Source organism: Paracoccus niistensis, from assembly GCF_042432925.1.
Classification (GTDB): domain Bacteria; phylum Pseudomonadota; class Alphaproteobacteria; order Rhodobacterales; family Rhodobacteraceae; genus Paracoccus; species Paracoccus niistensis.
In genome coordinates this window covers 18275-38510 of the sequence record NZ_JBHLWE010000046.1, presented here as the reverse complement: position 1 = coordinate 38510, position 20236 = coordinate 18275, and the positions used below count along the sequence as shown (strand labels likewise).

General features: G+C 67.1%; 15 protein-coding genes and 1 riboswitch. Of the genes, 7 read left to right on the top strand and 8 right to left on the bottom strand.

The genetic code is table 11. The features are described 5' to 3' along the window. Window positions 1–510 precede the first annotated feature (510 nt). From ACFFII_RS15185 to ACFFII_RS15165, 5 genes are all read right to left on the bottom strand, one after another. Complete coding sequence (locus ACFFII_RS15185) at window positions 511–2208, bottom strand: GmrSD restriction endonuclease domain-containing protein (RefSeq protein WP_377699712.1); 1698 nt, start codon at window positions 2206–2208, stop codon at window positions 511–513. Between the two features lie 212 nt (window positions 2209–2420). Continuing rightward, the gene (locus tag ACFFII_RS15180; RefSeq protein ID WP_377699711.1) at window positions 2421–4118 is read right to left on the bottom strand and encodes a recombinase family protein; all 1698 of its coding nucleotides are present in this window, start codon (window positions 4116–4118) and stop codon (window positions 2421–2423) included. Window positions 4119–4269: 151 nt separating this feature from the next. Next, a complete protein-coding gene (locus ACFFII_RS15175) occupies window positions 4270–4455 on the bottom strand; it encodes a hypothetical protein (protein WP_377699710.1) in 186 nt (61 codons plus the stop codon). A 344-nt stretch (window positions 4456–4799) separates the two neighbouring features. Further along, a complete protein-coding gene (locus ACFFII_RS15170) occupies window positions 4800–6737 on the bottom strand; it encodes a recombinase family protein (RefSeq protein ID WP_377699709.1) in 1938 nt (645 codons plus the stop codon). A gap of 543 nt (window positions 6738–7280) precedes the next feature. Continuing rightward, window positions 7281–7631, bottom strand: coding sequence for a hypothetical protein (locus tag ACFFII_RS15165; RefSeq protein WP_377699708.1), 351 nt, complete (start codon window positions 7629–7631; stop codon window positions 7281–7283). Between the two features lie 1155 nt (window positions 7632–8786). Between ACFFII_RS15165 and ACFFII_RS15160 the strand changes: the two genes are divergently transcribed. Together ACFFII_RS15160 and ACFFII_RS15155 are read left to right on the top strand one after the other, a co-directional pair. Further along, complete coding sequence (locus ACFFII_RS15160; RefSeq protein WP_377699707.1) at window positions 8787–9191, top strand: DUF2946 family protein; 405 nt, start codon at window positions 8787–8789, stop codon at window positions 9189–9191. A gap of 37 nt (window positions 9192–9228) precedes the next feature. After that, window positions 9229–10614, top strand: a complete 1386-nt coding sequence (locus ACFFII_RS15155) for a PepSY-associated TM helix domain-containing protein (protein WP_377699706.1) — start codon at window positions 9229–9231, stop codon at window positions 10612–10614. Between the two features lie 177 nt (window positions 10615–10791). Here ACFFII_RS15155 and ACFFII_RS15150 read toward each other — a convergent pair whose 3' ends face one another. The 3 genes from ACFFII_RS15150 to cobO form a co-directional block, all read right to left on the bottom strand. Next, window positions 10792–11418 carry an energy-coupling factor ABC transporter permease gene (locus tag ACFFII_RS15150; RefSeq protein ID WP_377699714.1) on the bottom strand — a complete coding sequence of 209 codons (627 nt, stop codon included), beginning with the start codon at window positions 11416–11418 and terminating at the stop codon, window positions 10792–10794. Window positions 11419–11498: 80 nt separating this feature from the next. Beyond that, on the bottom strand, window positions 11499–12932 hold the full coding sequence (locus ACFFII_RS15145) for a cobyric acid synthase (RefSeq protein ID WP_377699705.1): 1434 nt from the start codon (window positions 12930–12932) through the stop codon (window positions 11499–11501). Between the two features lie 11 nt (window positions 12933–12943). Further along, a complete protein-coding gene (gene cobO / locus ACFFII_RS15140) occupies window positions 12944–13567 on the bottom strand; it encodes a cob(I)yrinic acid a,c-diamide adenosyltransferase (RefSeq protein WP_377699713.1) in 624 nt (207 codons plus the stop codon). Between the two features lie 37 nt (window positions 13568–13604). Beyond that, window positions 13605–13816: riboswitch (cobalamin riboswitch) on the top strand. Window positions 13817–13938: 122 nt separating this feature from the next. Between cobO and ACFFII_RS15135 the strand changes: the two genes are divergently transcribed. From ACFFII_RS15135 to ACFFII_RS15115, 5 genes are read left to right on the top strand one after another with little or no spacing between them, the layout of a single operon-like run. Then, complete coding sequence (locus tag ACFFII_RS15135) at window positions 13939–14289, top strand: DUF1636 family protein (RefSeq protein WP_377699704.1); 351 nt, start codon at window positions 13939–13941, stop codon at window positions 14287–14289. Between the two features lies 1 nt (window position 14290). Further along, window positions 14291–15307 (top strand): cobalamin biosynthesis protein CobW, encoded by a 1017-nt coding sequence (cobW, locus tag ACFFII_RS15130; RefSeq protein ID WP_377699703.1) that lies wholly within the window; start codon window positions 14291–14293, stop codon window positions 15305–15307. Further along, on the top strand, window positions 15307–18516 hold the full coding sequence (gene cobN / locus ACFFII_RS15125; protein ID WP_377699702.1) for a cobaltochelatase subunit CobN: 3210 nt from the start codon (window positions 15307–15309) through the stop codon (window positions 18514–18516). Before cobW ends, cobN begins: the two co-directional genes overlap by 1 nt. Continuing rightward, window positions 18513–19616 carry a ferredoxin-like domain-containing protein gene (locus ACFFII_RS15120; RefSeq protein ID WP_377699701.1) on the top strand — a complete coding sequence of 368 codons (1104 nt, stop codon included), beginning with the start codon at window positions 18513–18515 and terminating at the stop codon, window positions 19614–19616. The genes cobN and ACFFII_RS15120 overlap by 4 nt, the downstream gene beginning before the upstream one ends. Then, a complete protein-coding gene (locus tag ACFFII_RS15115) occupies window positions 19606–20235 on the top strand; it encodes a precorrin-8X methylmutase (RefSeq protein WP_377699700.1) in 630 nt (209 codons plus the stop codon). The genes ACFFII_RS15120 and ACFFII_RS15115 overlap by 11 nt, the downstream gene beginning before the upstream one ends. The last annotated feature ends 1 nt before the right edge of the window (window position 20236 follow it).

The window sequence follows — 20236 nt, the reverse complement described above, 5'->3', positions numbered from 1 at the left end:
CGACCACCGTAAACACAAACCGGGCTCCGGTCGCGGCTGGATGAAAGACCCGTGGCAGGTCAGCTGCCGGCCAACGCCTTGGATAATGCGAGCAAGCGTCGCCTTCTTGGCGTTGATCGCGTGAAGCATTCCTCGTTGCCTCCAATTCTTGGTTCCACAGTCACTCGACAGCTTCCTGAAGCCGCCGTCAATTGAGGACGTGTGTTGTCGAAAGGAATGGCGAGGATGAACTACATGTCAGTCCGGAGCACCAGCGAGGCGCGAAGAAGCAGTCTCCGCGGCGGTTTGAAAAGTAGTCAGCTCGACTCTCGGTGGCCTCAGGCCTCCGCTACCAACGATAGTTGAGTCATGGATGAGACAACGCAGACGATCAGAACAGGCCTCCAGAGCGAAAGCTCGGGGTCCTGCTCGCGTTCAGGCCCTCGCGTTCAGGCCTATGTGCTGCCCCGCTCGGGGCTGGCCTGGAGCGGGGGTCTCGAAGGACAGGGCGCCGAGTTCGGTTGAGATGGGTCAGTCGGTCGGCTGAAGCTCCTTCAGGGCCGTGAAGTCGAACGGCTCCCCGGCGCACAATTGGCTCATGGCCTTGTGGATCATAATCGCCCGCTCCTCCAGAAAACCCTCGTAGTCGTCGGACCGCAGCGCCGCTGGCGGGATGGCGTGGGTCAACAGTCGGCGGTCGATCTGCGCCTCGGTCAGCTGGAGTTCCCCCGCGCGCTCGGCCATGTAGACCGATGGCGGCTTGGCGGAGATTGTCCGGTTCGTCCGCCAGCTGATGAGTGCACAGTTCAGGGCGGTGAAGATGGCGCGCCGCGGGACTCCCCGCTCAGTCAGGAAGGCCTGCGGGAAGAGATGATGGTACTCACGACGCTTCAGGGTCGCGCGACTGAAGGGCGCCTCGTCGGCGAAGTCATGGCCGCCGAGGCGCAGCGAAGCGGCCAAGACCGCGCGACCCAAACGATCCCGGGTCTTCGGCCAGCCGGCGCTGCGAAGTGCGGCAGCCTCGGGGAGTGGCGTCAGCACGGGGTCGAGGAGATCGGGCAGCGGTCCACCTGCGTCGCGATAGGCGACGAGCTGACGATGGTCGAGCTCGGTCCGGGTGGCGCTGGTCTTCTGATACCGCTCGGAGAAGGACCCCGTCCAAAGCGCCCGTCGCGCGAGGCGCCGTGCATTCCCTTCGCCATCCTTGCCGTCGGGGGCCGACGCCCAGAAGGCGCCCAGCAACGTCAGGAGCGGATCGGCGGGCAGGAGGTCGCTTGCGAAGATGCGCTCCTCGGCGAGGAAGTCGACGGCACGGCGCAGACCCTTCTCGACGAGCGGCCAGCGCGCGATAAGCTCCTTGCCGAAACTCTCCGTCAGGAAGGTTGCCCGTACCGGGGCCTTGCCGGCGAGGACTGCCGCCACCTGCATGGCGATCTCGCCCGGCTCCCCGAAGTCGGCGAGGTCAGGGACGAGAGCTTTCAGGCCCTCCACCTTCTGATGGAGCGACTCGTCGATAGCCGCCTCGACCTGCGCCACGACGATGTCGAAGGCGGACAACGCCGTGTTCATTGTGTTCATCTTGATGAACACATCGAGCGCCACGTTTTTGTCGGTCCCGAGAGGCAGTTCGAGGAAGGGGAGCGGGTAGCTCGCGACGCGGTGTCGGAGGTCCGTGCCCACCTTGTTGATTGCCATCAGCGTCGCGATGTCCCCGCCCGCCGCCTCCTGCATCCAGGTCTCGAAGGCTTGCGCCCCGACATCACCAGGGCGCAGGAGCCGCACGGGCAGGAGCTTGCGCGCCCAGGCCTCCGCGGGGATGTCGCACCAAAGCGGATGCCGCTGGTCCTTCTTCCTGTACCGCCTCACGGCTTGGACATCCGGCTCGGCGCCGCCGTCGGCGGCCACGAAGAAGGATACGTCCTCGTAGTTGTCCGACAGGCTGCGCCATAGGGCCGTCAGGCGCTGCTGGCCGTCGAGAAGGTGGCAGGTCGGCGGGACCGAGGGCTTCGGTGCCCCGACAATCGGTCGGGCATGAAACGGCGGGGGGGAGCCCACGGCGAGCACGAGAAGGGCGCCAACGGGCAAGGCGGGCTTGCGGAGGATGTTCTCGAGGATGCCCTCAATCTGGCCAAGGCCCCAGGCTTCGAATCTCTGGAATCGCGGAAGGACGACGAGCCCTTGGTGAATCCAGGTGAACCATTCCTCGATCGTCCGATTGCGAGCTTCCACGAACTTCCCCCTCAGCTAACTGCTCGTCACTCGCAGCATCGGAAGGCAGTGGCCTGGAAAACGCAAGATGGGGGCATCGACGCTCTGGAGAGACCTGAGGGACTTCGTTGTGAAAACGCTTGCCGCCCAACACTTGGACTTCGGAAGGCTCCCCGGGTGGATCCTTCGAGAGCATGCCTCGTGGGATCTGACCGGTAACTATCCGGTCGCGGTCACTTGTCGACGTGCCGTGAGGTCGTCTGCCCTTGCGTCAGCGTGACAGGATCCGAGGTCTGGGATGTTTCCTGCGCCGCGGCTATCTCCGCCATGGAGCTTCGGATGAGTCCAATGGGCCGGAGCTCCCCCTTGAACAGGGCTCGGGCGAGGCTTCCCCGCACTTCGATCCGCAGCCCTTGCTGGACCGTCGGATCCGGCGTGAGGATCACCTCCTCGATGATCTGGGCGAGTAGCTCGTGCGCGCGCTGGACCACGGTCGGGTCGCGCAGCGCCTCCTCGAGGTTGCGCACCAGGTTCGTGTAAAGTGCGGCGAAGTCGGGTGCTGGGTGGGCGCCCTCGCGCGACAGGGCGGCGACCTCGGCCAGGGCGGTCAGCACCTCCTCGCGCTCGGCCTTGCGCTGCCGCAGGCGCTGGCGCAGGTCAGCCACATCGTCGTCCTCACCATCCTCGAGTTGGTCGAGAAGACGCGAAATCTTGCGATCAAAGTCCGCCAAGCGGCGCTTGAGGTTGGCCTCCTCGGAGCCGGCGCCGGCCTGCCGCGCGCGGAGCGTCTCGGCGACTCGATCGGTGAACTGCTGGAGGCGCTCGGGAGCCAGGAGCCCGCGCTTGAGCGAGTCCAGAACCTGACGCTCCACGGCGGGGGCGGTGATCGTCACCTTGTTGGCGCAGCCCATGCCCCGCTTCGCCTGCGAACAGCCATACCGGGCCTTGCCGCGGATGGTGTAGTCGCCTCCGCAGCAGCCGCACTTGAGAAGCCCGGAGAGGACGTAGCTCTTGCGATGCGCCCGGTTGAGGGGTTGGCCGCTCTTCGCGTCGCGGGCCATCTTGAGGGCGGTCGCTTCCAGCCGGGCGGCCACCCGATCCCAGAGCTCCTGATCAACGATCCGCAGTTGCGGCACGATCGTGCTCGCCGCCACTTCGCCGGTCACCCGCCAGGCACGCTTGCCCGACTCGGGATTGAGGGAGGATGCGACGTCGCCATACGCGTTCACGCCGATGTAGAGGGGATTGCGCAGGATCCCCGTCCCGCGTGGGCCATGGCCCCGGATGGTGCTCTCCTGCCAAGGCTTGCCGCGCGGCCCAGGCACGCCCTCGCGGTTGAGCGTCTCGGCGATCTTCTTGGCCGGCATGCCATCGGCGAACATGCGGAAGATCCGGACCACCACCGCCGCATGCTCAGGGACGACGGCGCGGTTCGTATCGCCCGGGTTGGACGGTTCCACGGCCATGTAGCCGTAGGCGAGACCGGCCGGCACGAGGTTGCGGCTCACGGCTCCGATAGCACCCCGCCTGGTTTTCTCGCCCAGATCACGGGAGAACTGCTCGGCCATGACGCCATAGATGGCCGCCTCCATGGGAGAGATGAGGCCTTGGCTCTTTGTGTGGACCACGACCTCGTGGTGTTCGAGCACGTCCCGCAGGTCGGTGATGTCGGCTGTCCGCCGCGCGAGCCGGTCGATGGCCTCGGCGAGGACGACGTCGAAGAGGCCCGCTTTCGCATCCGCGATCATGCGGTTGTACTCCGGCCGCGTCCTCGTCGTCCGACCCGTGATCTCCGGGTCGGCGTAGATGGCGCCCACGATCCAGCCCAAGCCGTCGGCAAACGCCCGGAGCTGCGCGATCTGGTCGTCGAGAGAGGTCATCTTCTGGCGGTCCGAAGAGAACCGGACGTAGAGGGCAACGCGGCGCGTCACAGGGAGCCTCCTTTCACGAAGAGGGGGGAGCACGGATCGGACGGGAGCTCGTCTGGGCCCCCCATGAAGGTGAGGCGGCAGGCTTGGAACTGGTGGTCCAAGGCCGTCGGCCTGATCACGGCGGAGCGGAGATGGAGAGCGGCGCTGGTGGTCATTCGGTCTGGTCCTTGCGGGCGAGGAGGGGGCGGTTGTCGTTGGCGACACGGAGGCGGGCCACGCAGACCTCGGCGAGGAGGTCCACAAGGCCGGTGAGAACGACCCCCGGCTGGGCGGTGAAGCCCGGGCTGTTGTCGTTGGCCGCCAGCGAAGACTGGGAGAGGGCGGGGTGGGTCGGCATGTCGGTCTGTCCTTTGTCCGTCGGCGCCGGGATTGGCGGCTGCAAACGGGACATCGGGTCGACCAGTGAGGCCCGGACTGAAAAAAGCCGAAGGGGTTCACCCATGGGCCTGGGAACCCGCTGCGCTCGCGCGCCGATCGGGCCGGCCGGGGGTCTTCTGGATCTCTCTGGGGCGGAGGCGGATGCGCCGACATCGGGGTAGCAGAGGGATGTTCGCCGGCGCGTCCTGACGCCGCTTGATCCAAAGCGGCGGTTCGTGGAAAGGGGGAGTGGGCTTGGCTCTCAGGAAAGCATGACCGGGCAGCCCGCTGCACCTCTCAGCGCGAGCCTCTCACCCGCAGCGCTCAGCTGGCCAGCAGCGCGCGCATGGCACGGATTCCAGCGACGAGATGGCGCGTCCACGCCGCTGAGACCGCCAGTGCCTCGACAGGCCGTATACGGTCCGTGAGGGCGCGCCAGGCGGCCTTGGGCTCCAGCGACGAGAGGGCGGGCACAAGCTGCCGCGAGCTCAGAACGAGCTTCGCCTGAAGGTTCACGCGCCGAGAGCCTGCTGCGATGGTTTCAGCCAGAAGTCGACGCAACCCGGCGAGATCGGCCGTCAACTCTCGGTGGGGTCGGGCCCCCGCAACCAGAAATCCTATACCTTCACTAACCTCCTGTTCGCAGGAGGTTTTTTGCTGTCCGGACAGCTGGTCCGCACCGAGGCTCAGCCGCAGGATCGCCGCCAGACTGCCCTGCAACTCTATCCGTGGCCGCATCCGCTTGCCGCCGGTCGGCTCCGGCGTGATGACGATCCGGTCGATCAGCCCGCGGATCGCCTCGCGCGCCTCGCTCTCCCTGTCCGGCTCGGTCAGTCCCGCAACCAGGCTGCGGATGCGCTCGTGGTAGGTCTCGGCGATCCGCGGGTGCAGCCGGGTCGTGGCCGTCGGGGTGGGGGCGGCGGCCAGATGCGTTTCCAGTTGCTTCTGTCGCGTCTCGAGCTGCGCCATGCGGTCCCGGATCCGCTCGGCCGGGGTGCCGGCCAAGATGGCGTTTACAAGGACATCCTGGTCGCGGATGACCTTGGCCAATTCCTTCTCCTTCGTGGCGCGGTCATCGACATGATCGGCGGCCAGGCGGTTCCGCTCGGCGATGTATTCCGCGACAAAGGCCTTCATTAGGTCGGGATCCATCAGCCGCTCGGCCAGCAAGGTCAGGATCCGGCCTTCTAGGTGCTGCCGGCTGACGCCGGTGCGGTTGGCGCAGACCGAGGTGCCCTTGTTGCGGGAGTTCGAGCAGCCAAAGCGGTCCTTGGCAATGGTCGAGAACCCGCCCCCGCAGCAGCCACACTTGATGAGGCCGGTCAGCAGGAACTTGGGCTTGCGCTTCTGCCAGGCTTCCTGGTCCGTGTGCTCGATCTTGCGCCCTGCCTGTCGCGCCTTGACCTGCTCCCAGAGCTCCTGGTCGATGACGCGGAGTTCCGGCACCTCGGTGATGATCCACTCGGCTTCGGGGTTGGGGCGCGCCTGGCGCTTTCCGGTTTCCGGATCCGTCACATAGCTTTGCCGGTTCCAGACGAGCTTGCCGACATAGAGCTCGTTGTTCAGGATGCCGGTGCCGCGCTTCGGATTGCCGTGGATGGTCGACTTGTCCCAAGACCGGCCGCGCGGGCCGGGGATACCCTCCCGGTTCAGCAGGTCGGCGATCCTGTTCGGCGAAAGGCCTTCGGCATAGTGGCGGAAGATCCGGCGGACGATTGCGGCCTCCGTCTGGTTGATCTCCCGGTCACCGCGCTTGATCTCACCATCGTCTCCGACGCTCCGCCGCACGGTATAGCCGTAGGCATTGCCGCCGCCCGACTTGCCCTGCTCCACCCGTCCCCGCAGGCCGCGGCGGGTCTTGGCGGCGAGGTCCTTCAGGAAGATCGCGTTCATCGTGCCCTTGAGCCCGATATGCATCTCGTTGACCCGGCCTTCCGAGAGAGTCTCGATCGCTACGCCAGCAAAGCTGAGGTTCTGGTAGAGCGCCGCGACATTGGCCTGGCTGCGGCTGAGTCGGTCCAGCGCCTCGGCGATGACGATGTCGAAGCGGCGCTCGCGGCCATCCTGCTGCAGGCGCTGGATGCCGGGGCGCAGCAGCACGGCTCCGGACGTCGCGGCGTCCTCATAGGTGTCGACAATCTGCCAACCCTCGTGGTTAGCCCGCTCCCGGCAGAGCCGGATCTGGTCCGCGATCGAGGCGGCGTTCTGCAGGTCGCTGGAATAACGGGCGTAGATAACGGCGCGGATGGGACGCGTGGTCATGGGAGCCTTCCTTGGGGTTGTTAGTCCGTCGTGGCCCGTCCCGCGAGGTGATCCGCCCGGGCGGCCTCACGCGCGAGCGCCCGCACCAGTGCCACGAGCGGGTCGTCGGCCTGCGACGGCGAGGGAGCACTGGCCGTGGGCAGAACCGGGCCGTGGCTCGGTGCCACGGCCGCCGCCCTGTCCTTGCTTGTCCTGCCTTGCGCCACCTGACGTGCCTCTCCGCGCCGTCCGGAGTGGTGCTCCGGCGGCTGATCCTTGCTGCTGCTCTTGTAGGGACATCGCTGTTCTGCCCTCGGGATCAGTATAGGTCAGGCGGGAAGAAGAGAGGGGCCGGCGGCGCTGAAATCCGGCGTGAAGCAGGGCATCGCGCGGTTCATTGTGGATAACCCGGCCCAAGCGGCCTCCAGCCCGCACGGGAGCCGGTGTCTGGCTCCCGCAACGGCCTGTCTACTGCCGACACACGCCCCGTGCGTCGCAAGGCCGGTTGTGAAAAAGAATGGCGCATCCCTAGGGAGGATGCGCCCAAGGTCCACGCCATACGCCTCAGTCGGCCGACGCGTGCGCATTGGCCAGGGGTGCCAGCCGTGCGGCGAGCGCCTCCCGCCCGAGGAAGCCCGCGAGCTCCAGATCGCGCGCGAGATCCTCCAGCAGCTGGTGGTGCCGGCACAGGATCTCCTGGGCGTCCTCCATCGCCCGATCGAGCCGGCGCTGGAGCCGGGCCCGGGTCGCGGGCGGCAGGGACAGGATTAGCCGGGGATCGGGCAGCGGGCCGATGGAGAGATGGCCTTGGTCCCCGAGCCCGAGGCTCACCTCGCAGGCGAGCAGAAGTTGTGTGGCGCGGGTCAGGTCCGACTCGGCGTGGCCGCCGGCCCCGCCGCTCGCGTCTCCGAGCATCAGCAGCTCCGCTGCCCGGCCCCCGAGGTGGGCGATGCATTGCCGGTGCGCCTCGGCTTGGGTGAGGTCGGTCTGGTGCCAGCGCGACAGGGTCTCGCCGCCCTCGGGTCCGATCCGCAGCGCCCTGACGATCCGAGCGCGGCCGTGACAACGGCGTGCCCGGCCTCGTGGAGCGCCGCGCGCTGCCGCATGGCGGGCGGCAGCGCCCGATGATCCGGGGCGAGGGTTTCGCGCAGGTCCTGTTCCTCGAATGCCGAGGTGATCGATGAGCGCCGGCGGTGGATCGCGGAGAACGGCGTGCCACTCGCCGAGCTGCAGATCCTGAAGGTTTGATCACGATGCCCTATCTCTGCCGGATGCGCAATCGCTTCGCTGTCGACCTGCGTGCGGCCTGACTGAAGACGTCAAGAGCCGGCTCGGGTGAGACCAGGCTGAGGAGGATCGGCCAGAAAGGGCAGTAAGAGCTCGTCAAGGACATGGGTGGCTTAACTGTGGCGCGATCCAGCGACGGTCTGCCTTCTTGGTGTTGTCCGCAATGGTTTCGAGTTCCTGGAGGAGCCGGGTGACCTGACCTCGGCAAGGATCATGACCTGTCCAGGATCCCGGTAGTCGAACTATCCCAAGTGAATGGCCTCTAAGGGCGGGAAGCTGACCTATGCGTCCGCAGCACTGATCATGAGGGCAACCGGCAAACCGGACCTCCACTCCTTGTGACCTTGGCCGCAGTCTTGACCTCATCCATAGTGCAAGGTGGCCGGTCCGCTTGGTTGACCCCCGCTCTCTCCCTGTGTTGCGTAACGTCCCGGATAACGAGCCATGACTGCATGGCGGCCGTTACGAAGTCCGGCAGGATGATCCCCGCCCCGAACAGAGCGTCCGAGCACAGGTAACCAGGAGGGCGGCTGCCCCTACCATCCACGTATCGGCCGTCCCGAGCGGGTGTCCAACACACTGCAAGAGCCGCCTCCGTTACTTCCGGATGCAGACAGCGGCTCCAATACCATAAGGCAACCGTGCTGTCCCTGCGCGTTGCACCCATCCTTATCGCGTCGCGTGAGGCGAGAAAATCCACTGTCCGCCTCTGGGCTGCCTGAGGTCTGCCTCGCGTCCATCGCGATCGTTGTTACGAAACTGGCCTCGTCGTAGTGTCGGCCGATGGGGTGGAGACTTGGTCGGCATATGCGCCTGGTTGCGCTTTGGACGGGGCTTCTGCCCTTTGTCCTCGCGTCGCTTGTCGCCTCTGGCGTCATGCCCCAGCGGGCGGCAAACGGCGGGGTGGAGCTTGTTCTCTGCACCGGTCACGGGATCGAGACCGTGGCGGTCGATCCCGTGATCATGGAGCCAGCGCCTGATGAGGACAAAAGCCGGAAGGACATGGCTGACCCGGGAGACTGCATCTGGACAGCCGGCAAGCCCCCGCTCGATCTCACGCCTTCTCCGATGATCGCTCGGCTCGTGACCGTTGCGCGGCGTGCGTCTCTTCCTGATGCCGCAACGACTCTGACAGTTGCCCGGGCGACCGGCCTGCCACCCTCGACCGGGCCTCCATCTGCCGTCTGACGCCCTTCTTACCGAAATCATCAGACGGATACCTCACATGACCGATGCAACCGATCGGGGCGCCGCCCCGGAACCTGCCGCCCGGAGTGGCGGAGCCTCCGACCTTTATCGCGCAGTCTGGCGCTGGCATTTCTATGCCGGGCTGCTGATTTTGCCCTTCCTGATCACCCTGTCGATCAGCGGGGCCATCTACCTGTTCCGCGACGAGGTGGACACATGGGTCCATGCCGACTTCCTGCAGGTCAGCCCCGCCGAAGAGCAGCGGCTCGCGCCCTCTGAGATCATCGCCGCGGCCTTGGCGGCCCAGCCCGGAACAGCGGTGAAATACACCGATCCCCTGGCCGATGACCTCTCGACCGAGATCACCGTCAAGCCTGAGACCGGCGGCTCCATGGCCGTTTACGTTGACCAATACAGTGGCAAGGTGCTGGAGGTGCGCCCGGACCGCAGCACATTTTCCTGGACCGTGCGCTACCTGCACTCGTTCCGCTTCTTCGGCGCGACGCCGCGCATGGTGATCGAGATCGTGGCAGGCTGGGCCATCCTGCTGGTGCTGACGGGCATCTATCTCTGGTGGCCGCGCGGCCAGCGGGGCGGGGTAGTGTCGGTGCGCGGGACCCCCGCGCGGCGGGTGTTCTGGCGCGACCTGCACGCAGTCACCGGACTGTTCGCAGGCGGCTTCATCCTGTTCCTGGCCATCACTGGCCTGCCGTGGTCCTCTGTCTGGGGTGCCAAGGTCAACGAATGGGCGAACGGCAGCAACTTCGGCTATCCCTCAGGGCTTCGCATTGCTGTGCCCATGTCCGAGGAACATCTGGATCACGTCGCGCCCACCTCCTGGTCGCTCGAACAGGCACGCATCCCTGAAACCGCGCCACCCGAGGCCGGTATGCCCTCGATCGGCGTCGATGCGGCAGTCGGGGTCTTCGAGGAGCTTGGCCTGCATCGCGGCTATGCGGTGGCTTTGCCGGTCACGCCCACCGGCGTCTTTTCCGGGTCGGTCTATCCCGACGACCTGAGCCGACAGCGGGTCGTCCATCTGGACCAGTATTCGGGCGAGCCCCTGCTGGACATGACCTATGCCGAATACGGTCCCCTGGGCCGGGCGCTGGAATGGGGTATCAACACCCACATGGGCCAGACCTACGGTGTCGCGAACCAGGTCGTGATGCTGCTGGCCTGCCTGGGCATCGTCCTGCTGGCGGTCTCGGCGGCGGTGATGTGGTGGAAGCGGCGACCGTCCGGCAGCCTCGGCGTGCCGCCGCTGCCCTCGGACCGCCGGGTGTTCATCGGCCTGTTCGTCCTGCTCGGCATCGGCGGCGCGCTGTTCCCGCTGACGGGGCTGTCGCTGCTGGCGATGATCGCGCTGGACCTGATCTGGCAATGGTCAACGAACAGGCGCCGTGAAGCACCGGTGGCTTGACAGTTTGACGGCATCTGGCCACCAGAAAGCGGCCCGGTGTCAGGATCAGATCATCCGCGTCGGACAGGCTTGATTGTCATTGCTCAAGGAGGAAGCCCCGCCGTCAGGCAGGGCTTCCAGCACGTGTTCTTGCTTGCCCGCCAACGTTTCTGGCAAGACGATCCGCCTGGACAGGCTTCAGGCAGCCGAATGCAGACGGGGGGTGACCCATCCTGATCCCTTGAGGCCCCGGATCCCCTTGGCACTGGCAAGCACCAGAAGATCGACCATTGGCTCGATCAGGACCACAAGAAGGTAGGCCCCGCCAAAGGTGCTGATGGCTGCCAGGTTGGATGCGGTCACGCCCTGACCGTAAAGCGCCCAGAATGCCACCCAGGCGACGATGCCGCCCTGATAGGCCAGGGACAGCGAAAGAACCTGACCATAGCCGAGATCCACATAGGCCATTCCTGAGGGAATGATGCGGCGCGCCAATGCCTCCAGTGCGAAGAGCGGCACCAGCAGGGTGGTCACGTTCATGCCGTATTGGGGCAGGTCGAAGGGCGCGAACAACAGCCCCTGCAGAAGCAGCCCGAGGGCCAGGCCGAACGCGGCAGGGGCCACGCCGAAGATCAGGAACAGTGTCGAGCCGAGAATGAGATGGACCTCGGACACGCCGACCGGAAAGTGCGGCAGTATCTCGAAGAACGAAAGCACCAAAGCCGTGCTTGCAATGGCACGCCCGGTGAAGGAGGCTGCCGCCTGCTCGCGCAGTGTGACCCAGGCACGCTGAATCGCATATGTCTGTCGTCCGTCAAGCAGGATCTGTGCCTCGCGAAGGGCGCTGCACGCCTCTTTCGCATGCCAGTCCGTTGAAGGATCAGCGCGAAGGCTGACTCGGAAGCTTACGCCTGCGCCAGCCTCAACAACTCTGCCACGTCAAGATGCGCCTCGAGGTGAAGGGCAAGCTCGTCAAGCACTGCCTCGATCTCTGCGGCATAGGAAAAAACGCATGTTGATACACCCAGGCCTTGAAGCCAGGCATTGCGAACCGGGTCCGATGTGAACAGCCCGTGCAGATAGGTTCCCTCGATCCGCCCGTCCCGCGAACGCGCGCCGTCCGGGCTGTCGTGGATATGGGCGAAGGGGCGCAGGCAATCGATACCCTCGGTTCTGCCCAGGTGGATCTCGTAACCCCCGACCTCTAAGCCGGTCGCAGCGTGGACGGCGGTAACGCGGGTCAGACGCTTGTCGGGCGCCAGCACTGTCTGGACATCCAGATAGCCAAGGCCTTCGGTTTCACCGGCCTCGCCCTCGATGCCATGCGGATCCGCGATGCTGCGGCCCAGCATCTGGAAACCGCCGCATATCCCCAGAATGCGCCCGCCGCGGCGGTAATGGGCCTTGAGGTCAATATCCCAGCTCTGCGCCCGCAGGAAGGCAAGGTCGGCTCGCGTGGATTTCGAGCCCGGGATGATCACCACCGCCGCATCGCCCGGGATCGGCTGACCGGGGCGCACCATCTCAAGCCGGACGCCCGGGTGCATCTTCAGCGGGTCGAGGTCGTCGAAATTGGCGATGCGCGGCAGGGCGAGACAGGCAATCCTGATCCCGCCGTCGCCGAACGGCTGCAGGTCAAGCGCGTCCTCGGCCGGCAGCAGCGCGGCCTTGGCGAACCACGGAAGCACGCCGAAGCCCTGCCATCCGGTCCGCTCGGCGATCATCCGGTAGCCGTCGTCGAAGAGCGAAGGGTCCCCTCGGAAGCGGTTGACGATGAAGCCCTTGATGCGCTCGGCATCCTCAGGGTCAAGGACGACCCTTGAGCCGACCAGTTGCGCGATCACGCCACCGCGGTCGATGTCGCCGATCAGCACAACGGGCACGTCCGCGGCGGCGGCAAAGCCCATGTTGGCGATGTCGCCGTGGCGCAGGTTGATCTCGGCCGGGCTGCCCGCGCCTTCGACGATGACCAGATCGCCCTGGGCCTTCAGCCGCTCGAAGCTTTCCAGCACCGGCGCCATCAGCTCGGGCTTGAGCCGGGCATAGTCGCGAGCCTTCAGGGTCGCGCGCCGCTTCCCCTGCACGATGACCTGCGCGCCGATGTCGGTCTCGGGTTTCAGCAGGACCGGGTTCATGTCGGTATGCGGCTCGACCCCACAGGCGAGAGCCTGCAGCGCCTGCGCGCGGCCGATCTCGCCCCCGTCCACCGTCACGGCGGCGTTGTTCGACATGTTCTGCGGCTTGAAGGGGCGCACGGTCAGCCCGCGCCGGACCGCCGCCCGGCAGAGCCCCGCCACCAGCAGCGACTTTCCGACGTTCGAGCCGGTTCCCTGCAGCATCAATGCCCGTGTCAGAACTCGATCCCCGCCTGTGCCTTGATCCCCTGCCGGAAGGGATGCTTCACCACGGTCATCTCGGTCACGAGGTCGGCGATCCCGATCAGTTCGGGCTTGGCGTTGCGCCCCGTCAGCAGGACATGGGTCATAGGCGGCTTCTCGGTTTCGAGGAAGTCTACGACTTCGGCGATGTCGAGATAGTCATAGCGCAGGGCAATATTGATCTCGTCCAAGAGGACCAGCCGGTTGCGCTCATCCCGGATCAGCTCCCTAGACTTTGCCCAGGCCCGCACGGCGGCGGCGCGGTCGCGTTCGAGGTCTTGGGTTTCCCAGGTGAAGCCCTCGCCCATGGTGTGGAACTCGCAGAGATCGGGGAAATGGGTCAGCAGGAACTCCCGCTCGCCGGTGGCCATGGCGCCCTTGATGAACTGGACCACGCCCACCCGCATCCCGTGCGAGATCGCCCGCATCACCATGCCAAAGGCGGACGAGGACTTGCCCTTGCCCGGACCCGTCAGCACGAGGATCAGGCCCTTCTCGCCGGCTTTTTCTGCCATCATCCGGTCGCGCGCGGCCTTGATCCGCGCCTTCTTCTCGGCATGACGCGCGATCTCGTCGGGGGCTGCTTCTGCCGCCATCACTGCCTTTCCCTTGACAAGCGAGGCCGTCTCGTGGCTTCCCTCGCGCATCGTTGGTTCTCGCATAGAGCGAGCTAAGAGGGAATGCGATAGCTGGTCTCCAGCGAAGCGCAGCCGCCCCCGCGACCGTGACCGGAGAGGTCACCCGAGATGCCACTGGACCTGAAGGTCTGGGAAGGTCGGGTGACCGCCGGGGAGAAATCCCCGTCATCCGCAAGCCGGGAGACCTGCCAGCGTGCGGTGCGAGATCTCGCATCCGCGGTGTGTTGCGGTCGGGGTGAACCGTGTGCAAGCCATGAAGGCGGCCACCGGCCCCGCATGTCCTGCGCAGATCATTGCCTTCCGCGTCCTTTGGCGTGCCGGGAGGGCAGATGTCAAAACAGAATTCGTTGGCGGTCTGCATCACCTGCAGGCGCGCCGGCACCGATCCGCAGGCATCCCGTGACGGGGCGCGGCTGTCCGAGGCCCTGGCCGCGCGCGGCGTTCCCCATGACCGGCAGGAATGTTTCTCGGCCTGCGACCGCTCCTGCGTGGTTGTCTTCCTCGGCGCCGGGCGCTGGACCTATGTGCAGGGCGGCCTCGACCCCGACCGCCACCTCGACGATCTGGTCGACATGGCCGGCGCCTATGCCGCGACGGCCGACGGCCTCGTCCCCTGGCGCGCGCGCCCCGAAGTCATCCGCAAGAACACCATCGCCCGCATTCCCCCGATCGAGGTCTGAGATGTCACTGGAAAAAACCCCCGTCACCGTCGTCACCGGCTTTCTGGGCGCGGGCAAGACCACGCTGATCCGCCACCTGCTGCAGAACCCGCAGGGGCGGCGGCTGGCAGTCCTCGTCAACGAGTTCGGCGATGTGGGCGTCGATGGCGACCTGATCCGCGCCTGCGCCGATGCGAACTGCCCCGAGGCGAACATCGTCGAGCTGACCAACGGCTGCATCTGCTGCACCGTGGCCGACGAGTTCATCCCTTCCATCGAGCGGCTCCTCGCTCTCGATCCCAAGCCCGATCACATCGTGATCGAGACCTCGGGCCTCGCGCTGCCGAAGCCGCTGCTCAAGGCCTTCGACTGGCCGGACCTGCGCTCGCGCATCACCATCGACGGCGTCGTCACCGTGGCCGATGCCGAGGCGGTCGCCGCGGGCCGCTTTGCGCCCGACCCGGCGCACCCTGGGAACGCCAGCGAGGTCGATCACGAGACACCGCTGTCCGAGGTGTTCGAGGACCAGATCGCCTGCGCCGACATCGTGCTGCTGTCCAAGGCCGACTTGGCGGGAGAGGGCGGCTTGGCGGCCGCCCGCGAGATCATCGCGGCCGAGGCCCCGCGTCCGCTGCCGATGATCGCGCTGACCGAGGGCGTGATCGACCCGCGCGTCGTGCTGGGGATCAACGCGGCGGCCGAGGACGATCTGGCCGCGCGCCCCTCGCATCACGACGGCGAGGAGGAACATGACCACGACGACTTCGACACGGTGGTGATCGACCTGCCCGAGCAGGCCGCCCCCGAGGCGCTGGCCCAAAAGGTCGCCGGTCTCGCCGAGGCGCAGAAGATCCTGCGCGTCAAGGGACATGTCGCGATTCAGGACAAGCCGCTGCGGCTTCTGGTTCAAGCGGTCGGCGCGCGGGTGCGCCATCAGTTCGACCGTCCCTGGGGCGATCGGCCCCGGCAGGGCCGCCTCGTCGTGATCGCCGAGAAGGGCGACATCGATCCCGACGCCATCCGGGCCGCGCTGGCCTGATGCACGTCCTGTTCCGCGAAAGCCACGGTCTGGAGGAAACTGCCCGACCCGAGGATCTGGGGCAGTCGCCCGCGGATCTGGTGGTCCTGTCCTTCTCGGACAGCGACCTCGGGGCTTTCGCGGCAGGCTGGCAGCGCGGAAGGAACAGGCTTCCAGCGTTGCGGCTGGCCAATCTTTCGCGCCTTCGCCACCCCTTGTCCGTCGATACCTATGTCGAACAGACCCTCTCGGCAGCCAGAGGCATCCTCGTCCGCCTGATCGGCGGCAAGAGTTACTGGCCCTATGGGGTGGACGAGCTTTCCCGCATCGCGCACGCGAAAGGGATCGCGCTGGCTGTCCTTCCGGCTGACGGCCACCCCGATCCCGTTCTGGACGCAGCCTCGACGCTGCCCGTTCCCACCCTGCGGCAGTTGTCAGAACTGTGCGAGGCCGGGGGAGAGCTTGCGGCGCAGGATGCGCTGGTCCTGCTGTCCTCGGCGGCAGGGCTGGACGCAGGCCGGCCCGGCGGTGCCACGGTGCTGCCGAACCACGGCTTCTGGCACCCCGAGCCGGGCGTGATGACGGGGCTCAAGGGGGACGGGCGCCCCTTGGTTCTCATCCCCTTCTACCGCGCCTGGGCGGCCGCCTCCGACACCGCCTCGATCGCTGCACTGATCCACGCCTTCGAGGCCGAGGGTGTGCAAGCAGTGGGGATGTTCCTGCCCAGCCTCAAGGACGCTACGGCGACCGAGTGGCTGCGGTCCAGGCTGCCCCGGCTCGCCCCTGCGGCCATCGTCAACGCGACCGCCTTCTCGGGCCGGGCCGAGGATGCCTCGCCCCTCGATGTGCCGGGGGTGCCGGTGTTTCAGGTGATCCACGCCACCTCGGACCGAGCCGCATGGGAGGGCTCGGAGCGCGGCCTCTCTGCCGCCGATCTGGCCATGCACGTGGCGCTACCCGAACTGGACGGGCGCATCAATGCGGGCATCATTTCCTTCAAGGAGATGGTGGAGACCGATCCCGCACTGCAGTTCCGGCTTCAGCGTCACAGCCCGGACAGCGAGCGGATCGGCGCCGTGGTGGCACGGGTGCTGAACTGGCAACGGTTGCAGACCCTGCCGCCCTCCGGCCGGCGGATAGCGCTGATCCTGTCCACCTATCCGGGCAAGGAATGGCGGCTTGCTCATGCTGTCGGGCTTGATGCGCTGGCCTCGGCCGCCGCCATTGCTCGGCAGCTTGGACAGGACCTGACATCCGAGACCGTGCTGCGCGACCTGAAGGGTACGCGGCTGGACTGGTCCTTGGCTTCCTACCAGGCGGCACTGTCACGCCTGCCCGAAAGCCTGCGCCGGGATCTCGAGGCGGCTCATGGCGAGGCGGCTGCCGAGCCGGAGTTCCGGGCTTTCTGGGCGGGCAACATCCTGCTCGCTCTGCAACCCGAGCGGGGCAGGACGGAAAGCCGCGAGGACGATTACCATGACGTCTCGCATGTGCCGGGCCACGAATACTCAGCTTTCTATCTCTGGCTCAGGCACGGGGCCAAGATCGATGCGATCATCCATGTCGGCGCGCATGGCACGCTAGAATGGCTGCCGGGAAAGGCTGCGGCTTTGTCGCAGGACTGCTGGCCGGATGCGCTGACCGGCGGGCTGCCGGTGCTTTACCCTTTCATCGTCAACGACCCGGGCGAGGCGGCGCAGGCTCGGCGCAGGTTAGGTGCGCTGACGCTCGGCCATCTTCCGCCGCCGCTGGTCGCTTCGGGAACGCCCGAGAGGGTCTTGCGGCTGGAAAGCCTACTCGATGAATATTCGACGGCGGACGGTCTGGACCCCCCCCGCCGCCTGCGCCTGATCGCGCTGATCCGCGACGAGGCAGAGCGGCAAGGGCTTGAAACTGATCTTGGCCTTGCCGCGGATGCCTCGGCCGCCGAGGCGATCACCGCCATCGACCGCTTCGTCTGCGACCTGAAGGAAAGCCAGTTCGGGGATGGCCTGCATGTCTGGGGAGAAGGCACCCCGGACGAGGGAGGCAGGGGGCAGGGGGACCCGGCATCACTCGCATCCGAACGTGCGGCAATCCACGCAGCCCTTTCCGGTCGGCACATTGCGGCCGGTCCTTCCGGCTCGCCCTACCGGGGGCGGCTGGACGTGCTGCCGACCGGGCGCAATCTTTATGGCGTCGATCCGCGCGGGGTGCCTTCGCGCGCCGCATGGGCGCAGGGCGTCCGTCTGGCCGAGGAACTCGTCCGTCGTCATCTTCAGGATCACGGCGACTATCCGCAGAGCTTGATCGTCAACCTGTGGGGCTCGGCCACCATGCGCACGGCGGGAGAGGATTTCGCCATGGCGCTGCATCTCACGGGGCTTGCCCCGATCTGGGATCCCGCCTCCGAGCGCGTCACCGGCTTCGAGGTCACGCCGCCGCCGCTGATGGACCGGCCCCGGATCGAGGTGACGCTGCGCGTCTCGGGGCTTTTCCGCGACACCTTCCCGGAACTTGTCACCCTGTTCAATCAAGGCTGCACGGCACTCGCGGCCCGCGACGAGGCCGCCGACATGAACCCCTATGTGGCCTCGGTCCCCGGCTCCCACGTCTTCGGCCCGGCCCCGGGCCGCTATGGCACCGGCATCACCGAGGACATGGCGGCGGGAATTGCGGGAAGCGCGTGGTTGCAGAACTCGGCCTTCGGTCCCGACGGCAAGCCCGATCCCGCGGGGCTCGAGGCGCGGATCCGGGCGGCGGACGGCTTCGTCCTGTCGCAGGATCTGCCGGAAACCGACCTGCTGCTGGCAATGGATTACGCGGCGCATGAGGCGGGCTTCGCCGCTGCCCGCACCGCACTGGGGCTGGAGCCGACCGCCCTTTACCATCTGGACGCGACCCGCCCCGAGACGCCCCGCGCAAGGCTGCTGTCCGAGGAGATCGCCCGCGTCGTCCGTGCCCGCGCAGCGAACCCGCGGTGGCTGCGCGGGATGATGCGTCATGGCTTCCGGGGCGCCGCCGAGATCGCCGCCACCCTTGAACACATGGCCGCCTTTGCCCGCATGGCGCAGGCCACACCCGCGCATCTCTTCGCGCTTTACCAGGACGCGACCTTGGGCTCGCCCCAAGTGCGAGCCTTCCTTGCCGAGGCCAATCCGGGCGCTCTGGCCGCGATGGAGACGATCTTCGCCGAGTTCGGGATCGGGCCCGGACAACTCCGCAACTCTCCCGCAGAGCTTTCGACATGACCCGCAAGGGCTGGTGCCCCGGCGCCCTGCGCCCGATGCCCGCAGGGGACGGGTTGCTGCTGCGCATCCGCCCGCACGGCTCGCGCTTCGATCCGGGTCAGGTGGCCGGACTGGCTGGCATTTCCGAGATCTTCGGGAACGGCCAGATCGATCTCGGTTCCCGCGCGACGCTGCAACTGAGGGGCGTAAGGGAGGATGCCCTGTCCGAAGTGCAGCATCGGCTCGGGGAGCTGGAGCTGCTGGACGCAGATCCGCGCCTTGAGGCCCGGCGCAACATCATGGTGACGCCATTCTGGAAGGTCGGCGACGGCACGCAAGCAATCACGCGCGAACTCGAGGCGGCCTTGCGGAAGGCGCCGGAACTGCCGCCAAAATTCGGCTTTGCGATCGACACCGGGGAACGTCCCGCGCTGCAGGCCGCCTCGGCGGATATCCGGATCGAACGTGCAGGGGGCGACCTGCTGCTGCGCATTGACGGGATGGCTCTGGGCGAACGGGTGGGCCGCGAGACTGTCATCGCCCGCGCTCTCGAAGTGCTGGACTGGTTCTCAGGAACCGGGCACCGCCGGATGGCGCAGGCCGTCGCAGCAGGAAGCGATCCGCCGCTGCATGCCGATGCGACGCCCGACACGCAGGCACCGCTGGAAGAGATCCTCCGATCCGGCCCGTTCCTGTTTGCGCCCTTCGGGGCGGCGACGTCCGAGGCGCTGTCCGAACTCGCCGGACAGGCTCTGCGCCTGACCCCGTGGCGGGCGGTTCTGCCCGAAGGCACTGTTCACAGCGAACTGTGGCGGACCGATCCCGACGACCCGCTGCTGCGCGTCAGCGCCTGCACCGGCGCGCCGGGTTGTGCCTCGGCCAGCGTGGAGACCCGCGGACTGGCACGACAACTGGCCCCCCATGTTCCGGCCGGGCGGCACCTGCATGTCTCCGGCTGCGCCAAGGGCTGTGCCCATCCCGCCGCGGCATCTGTCACGCTGACCGGGCGCGACGGGTGCTTCGACCTGATCCCCGACGGTCCGGCCGGGGGCGAGCCCTTGCTCCGCCGGCTGACCACCGAAAATCTTCCCGACGTGATAAGAGGCCATCTTGGCTCATAGCTATGAAACCGATGGCGCGGCCATCTACCGCGCATCCTTCGCCACCATCCGGACCGAGGCCGACTTGTCCCGCTTCTCGCCCGAGGAGGAGGTGGTCGCGGTTCGCATGATCCATGCCGCGGGCATGGTCGAACTGGCCGCGTTTATCCAATTCTCGCCCCATTTTGCGACCGTCGCCCGTCAGGCGCTGCAGGACGGCGCGCCGATCCTCTGCGACGCCCGCATGGTGTCCGAAGGGATCACCCGCGCCCGCCTCCCCGCCGGCAACGAGGTCATCTGCACCCTGCAGGACCCGCGCGTGCCCGCCCTTGCGGCAGAGATGGGCAACACACGCTCGGCAGCGGCGATCGAGCTGTGGCGGCCGCATCTGGAAGGCGCCGTGGTGGCCATCGGCAATGCGCCGACTGCGCTGTTCCACCTGCTCAACCGGCTGGCCGAACCGGGTTTCCCCCGCCCGGCCGCCATAATCGGCTGCCCCGTGGGCTTTATCGGCGCGGCGGAGTCCAAGGCCGCCCTGATGGAGGACGACCCTGCGCCCTGGTGCGTGGTCGAGGGCCGGCTGGGCGGCTCGGCAATCACGGTGGCGGCGGTGAACGCGCTTGCCTCGGCGAAGGAGTAGG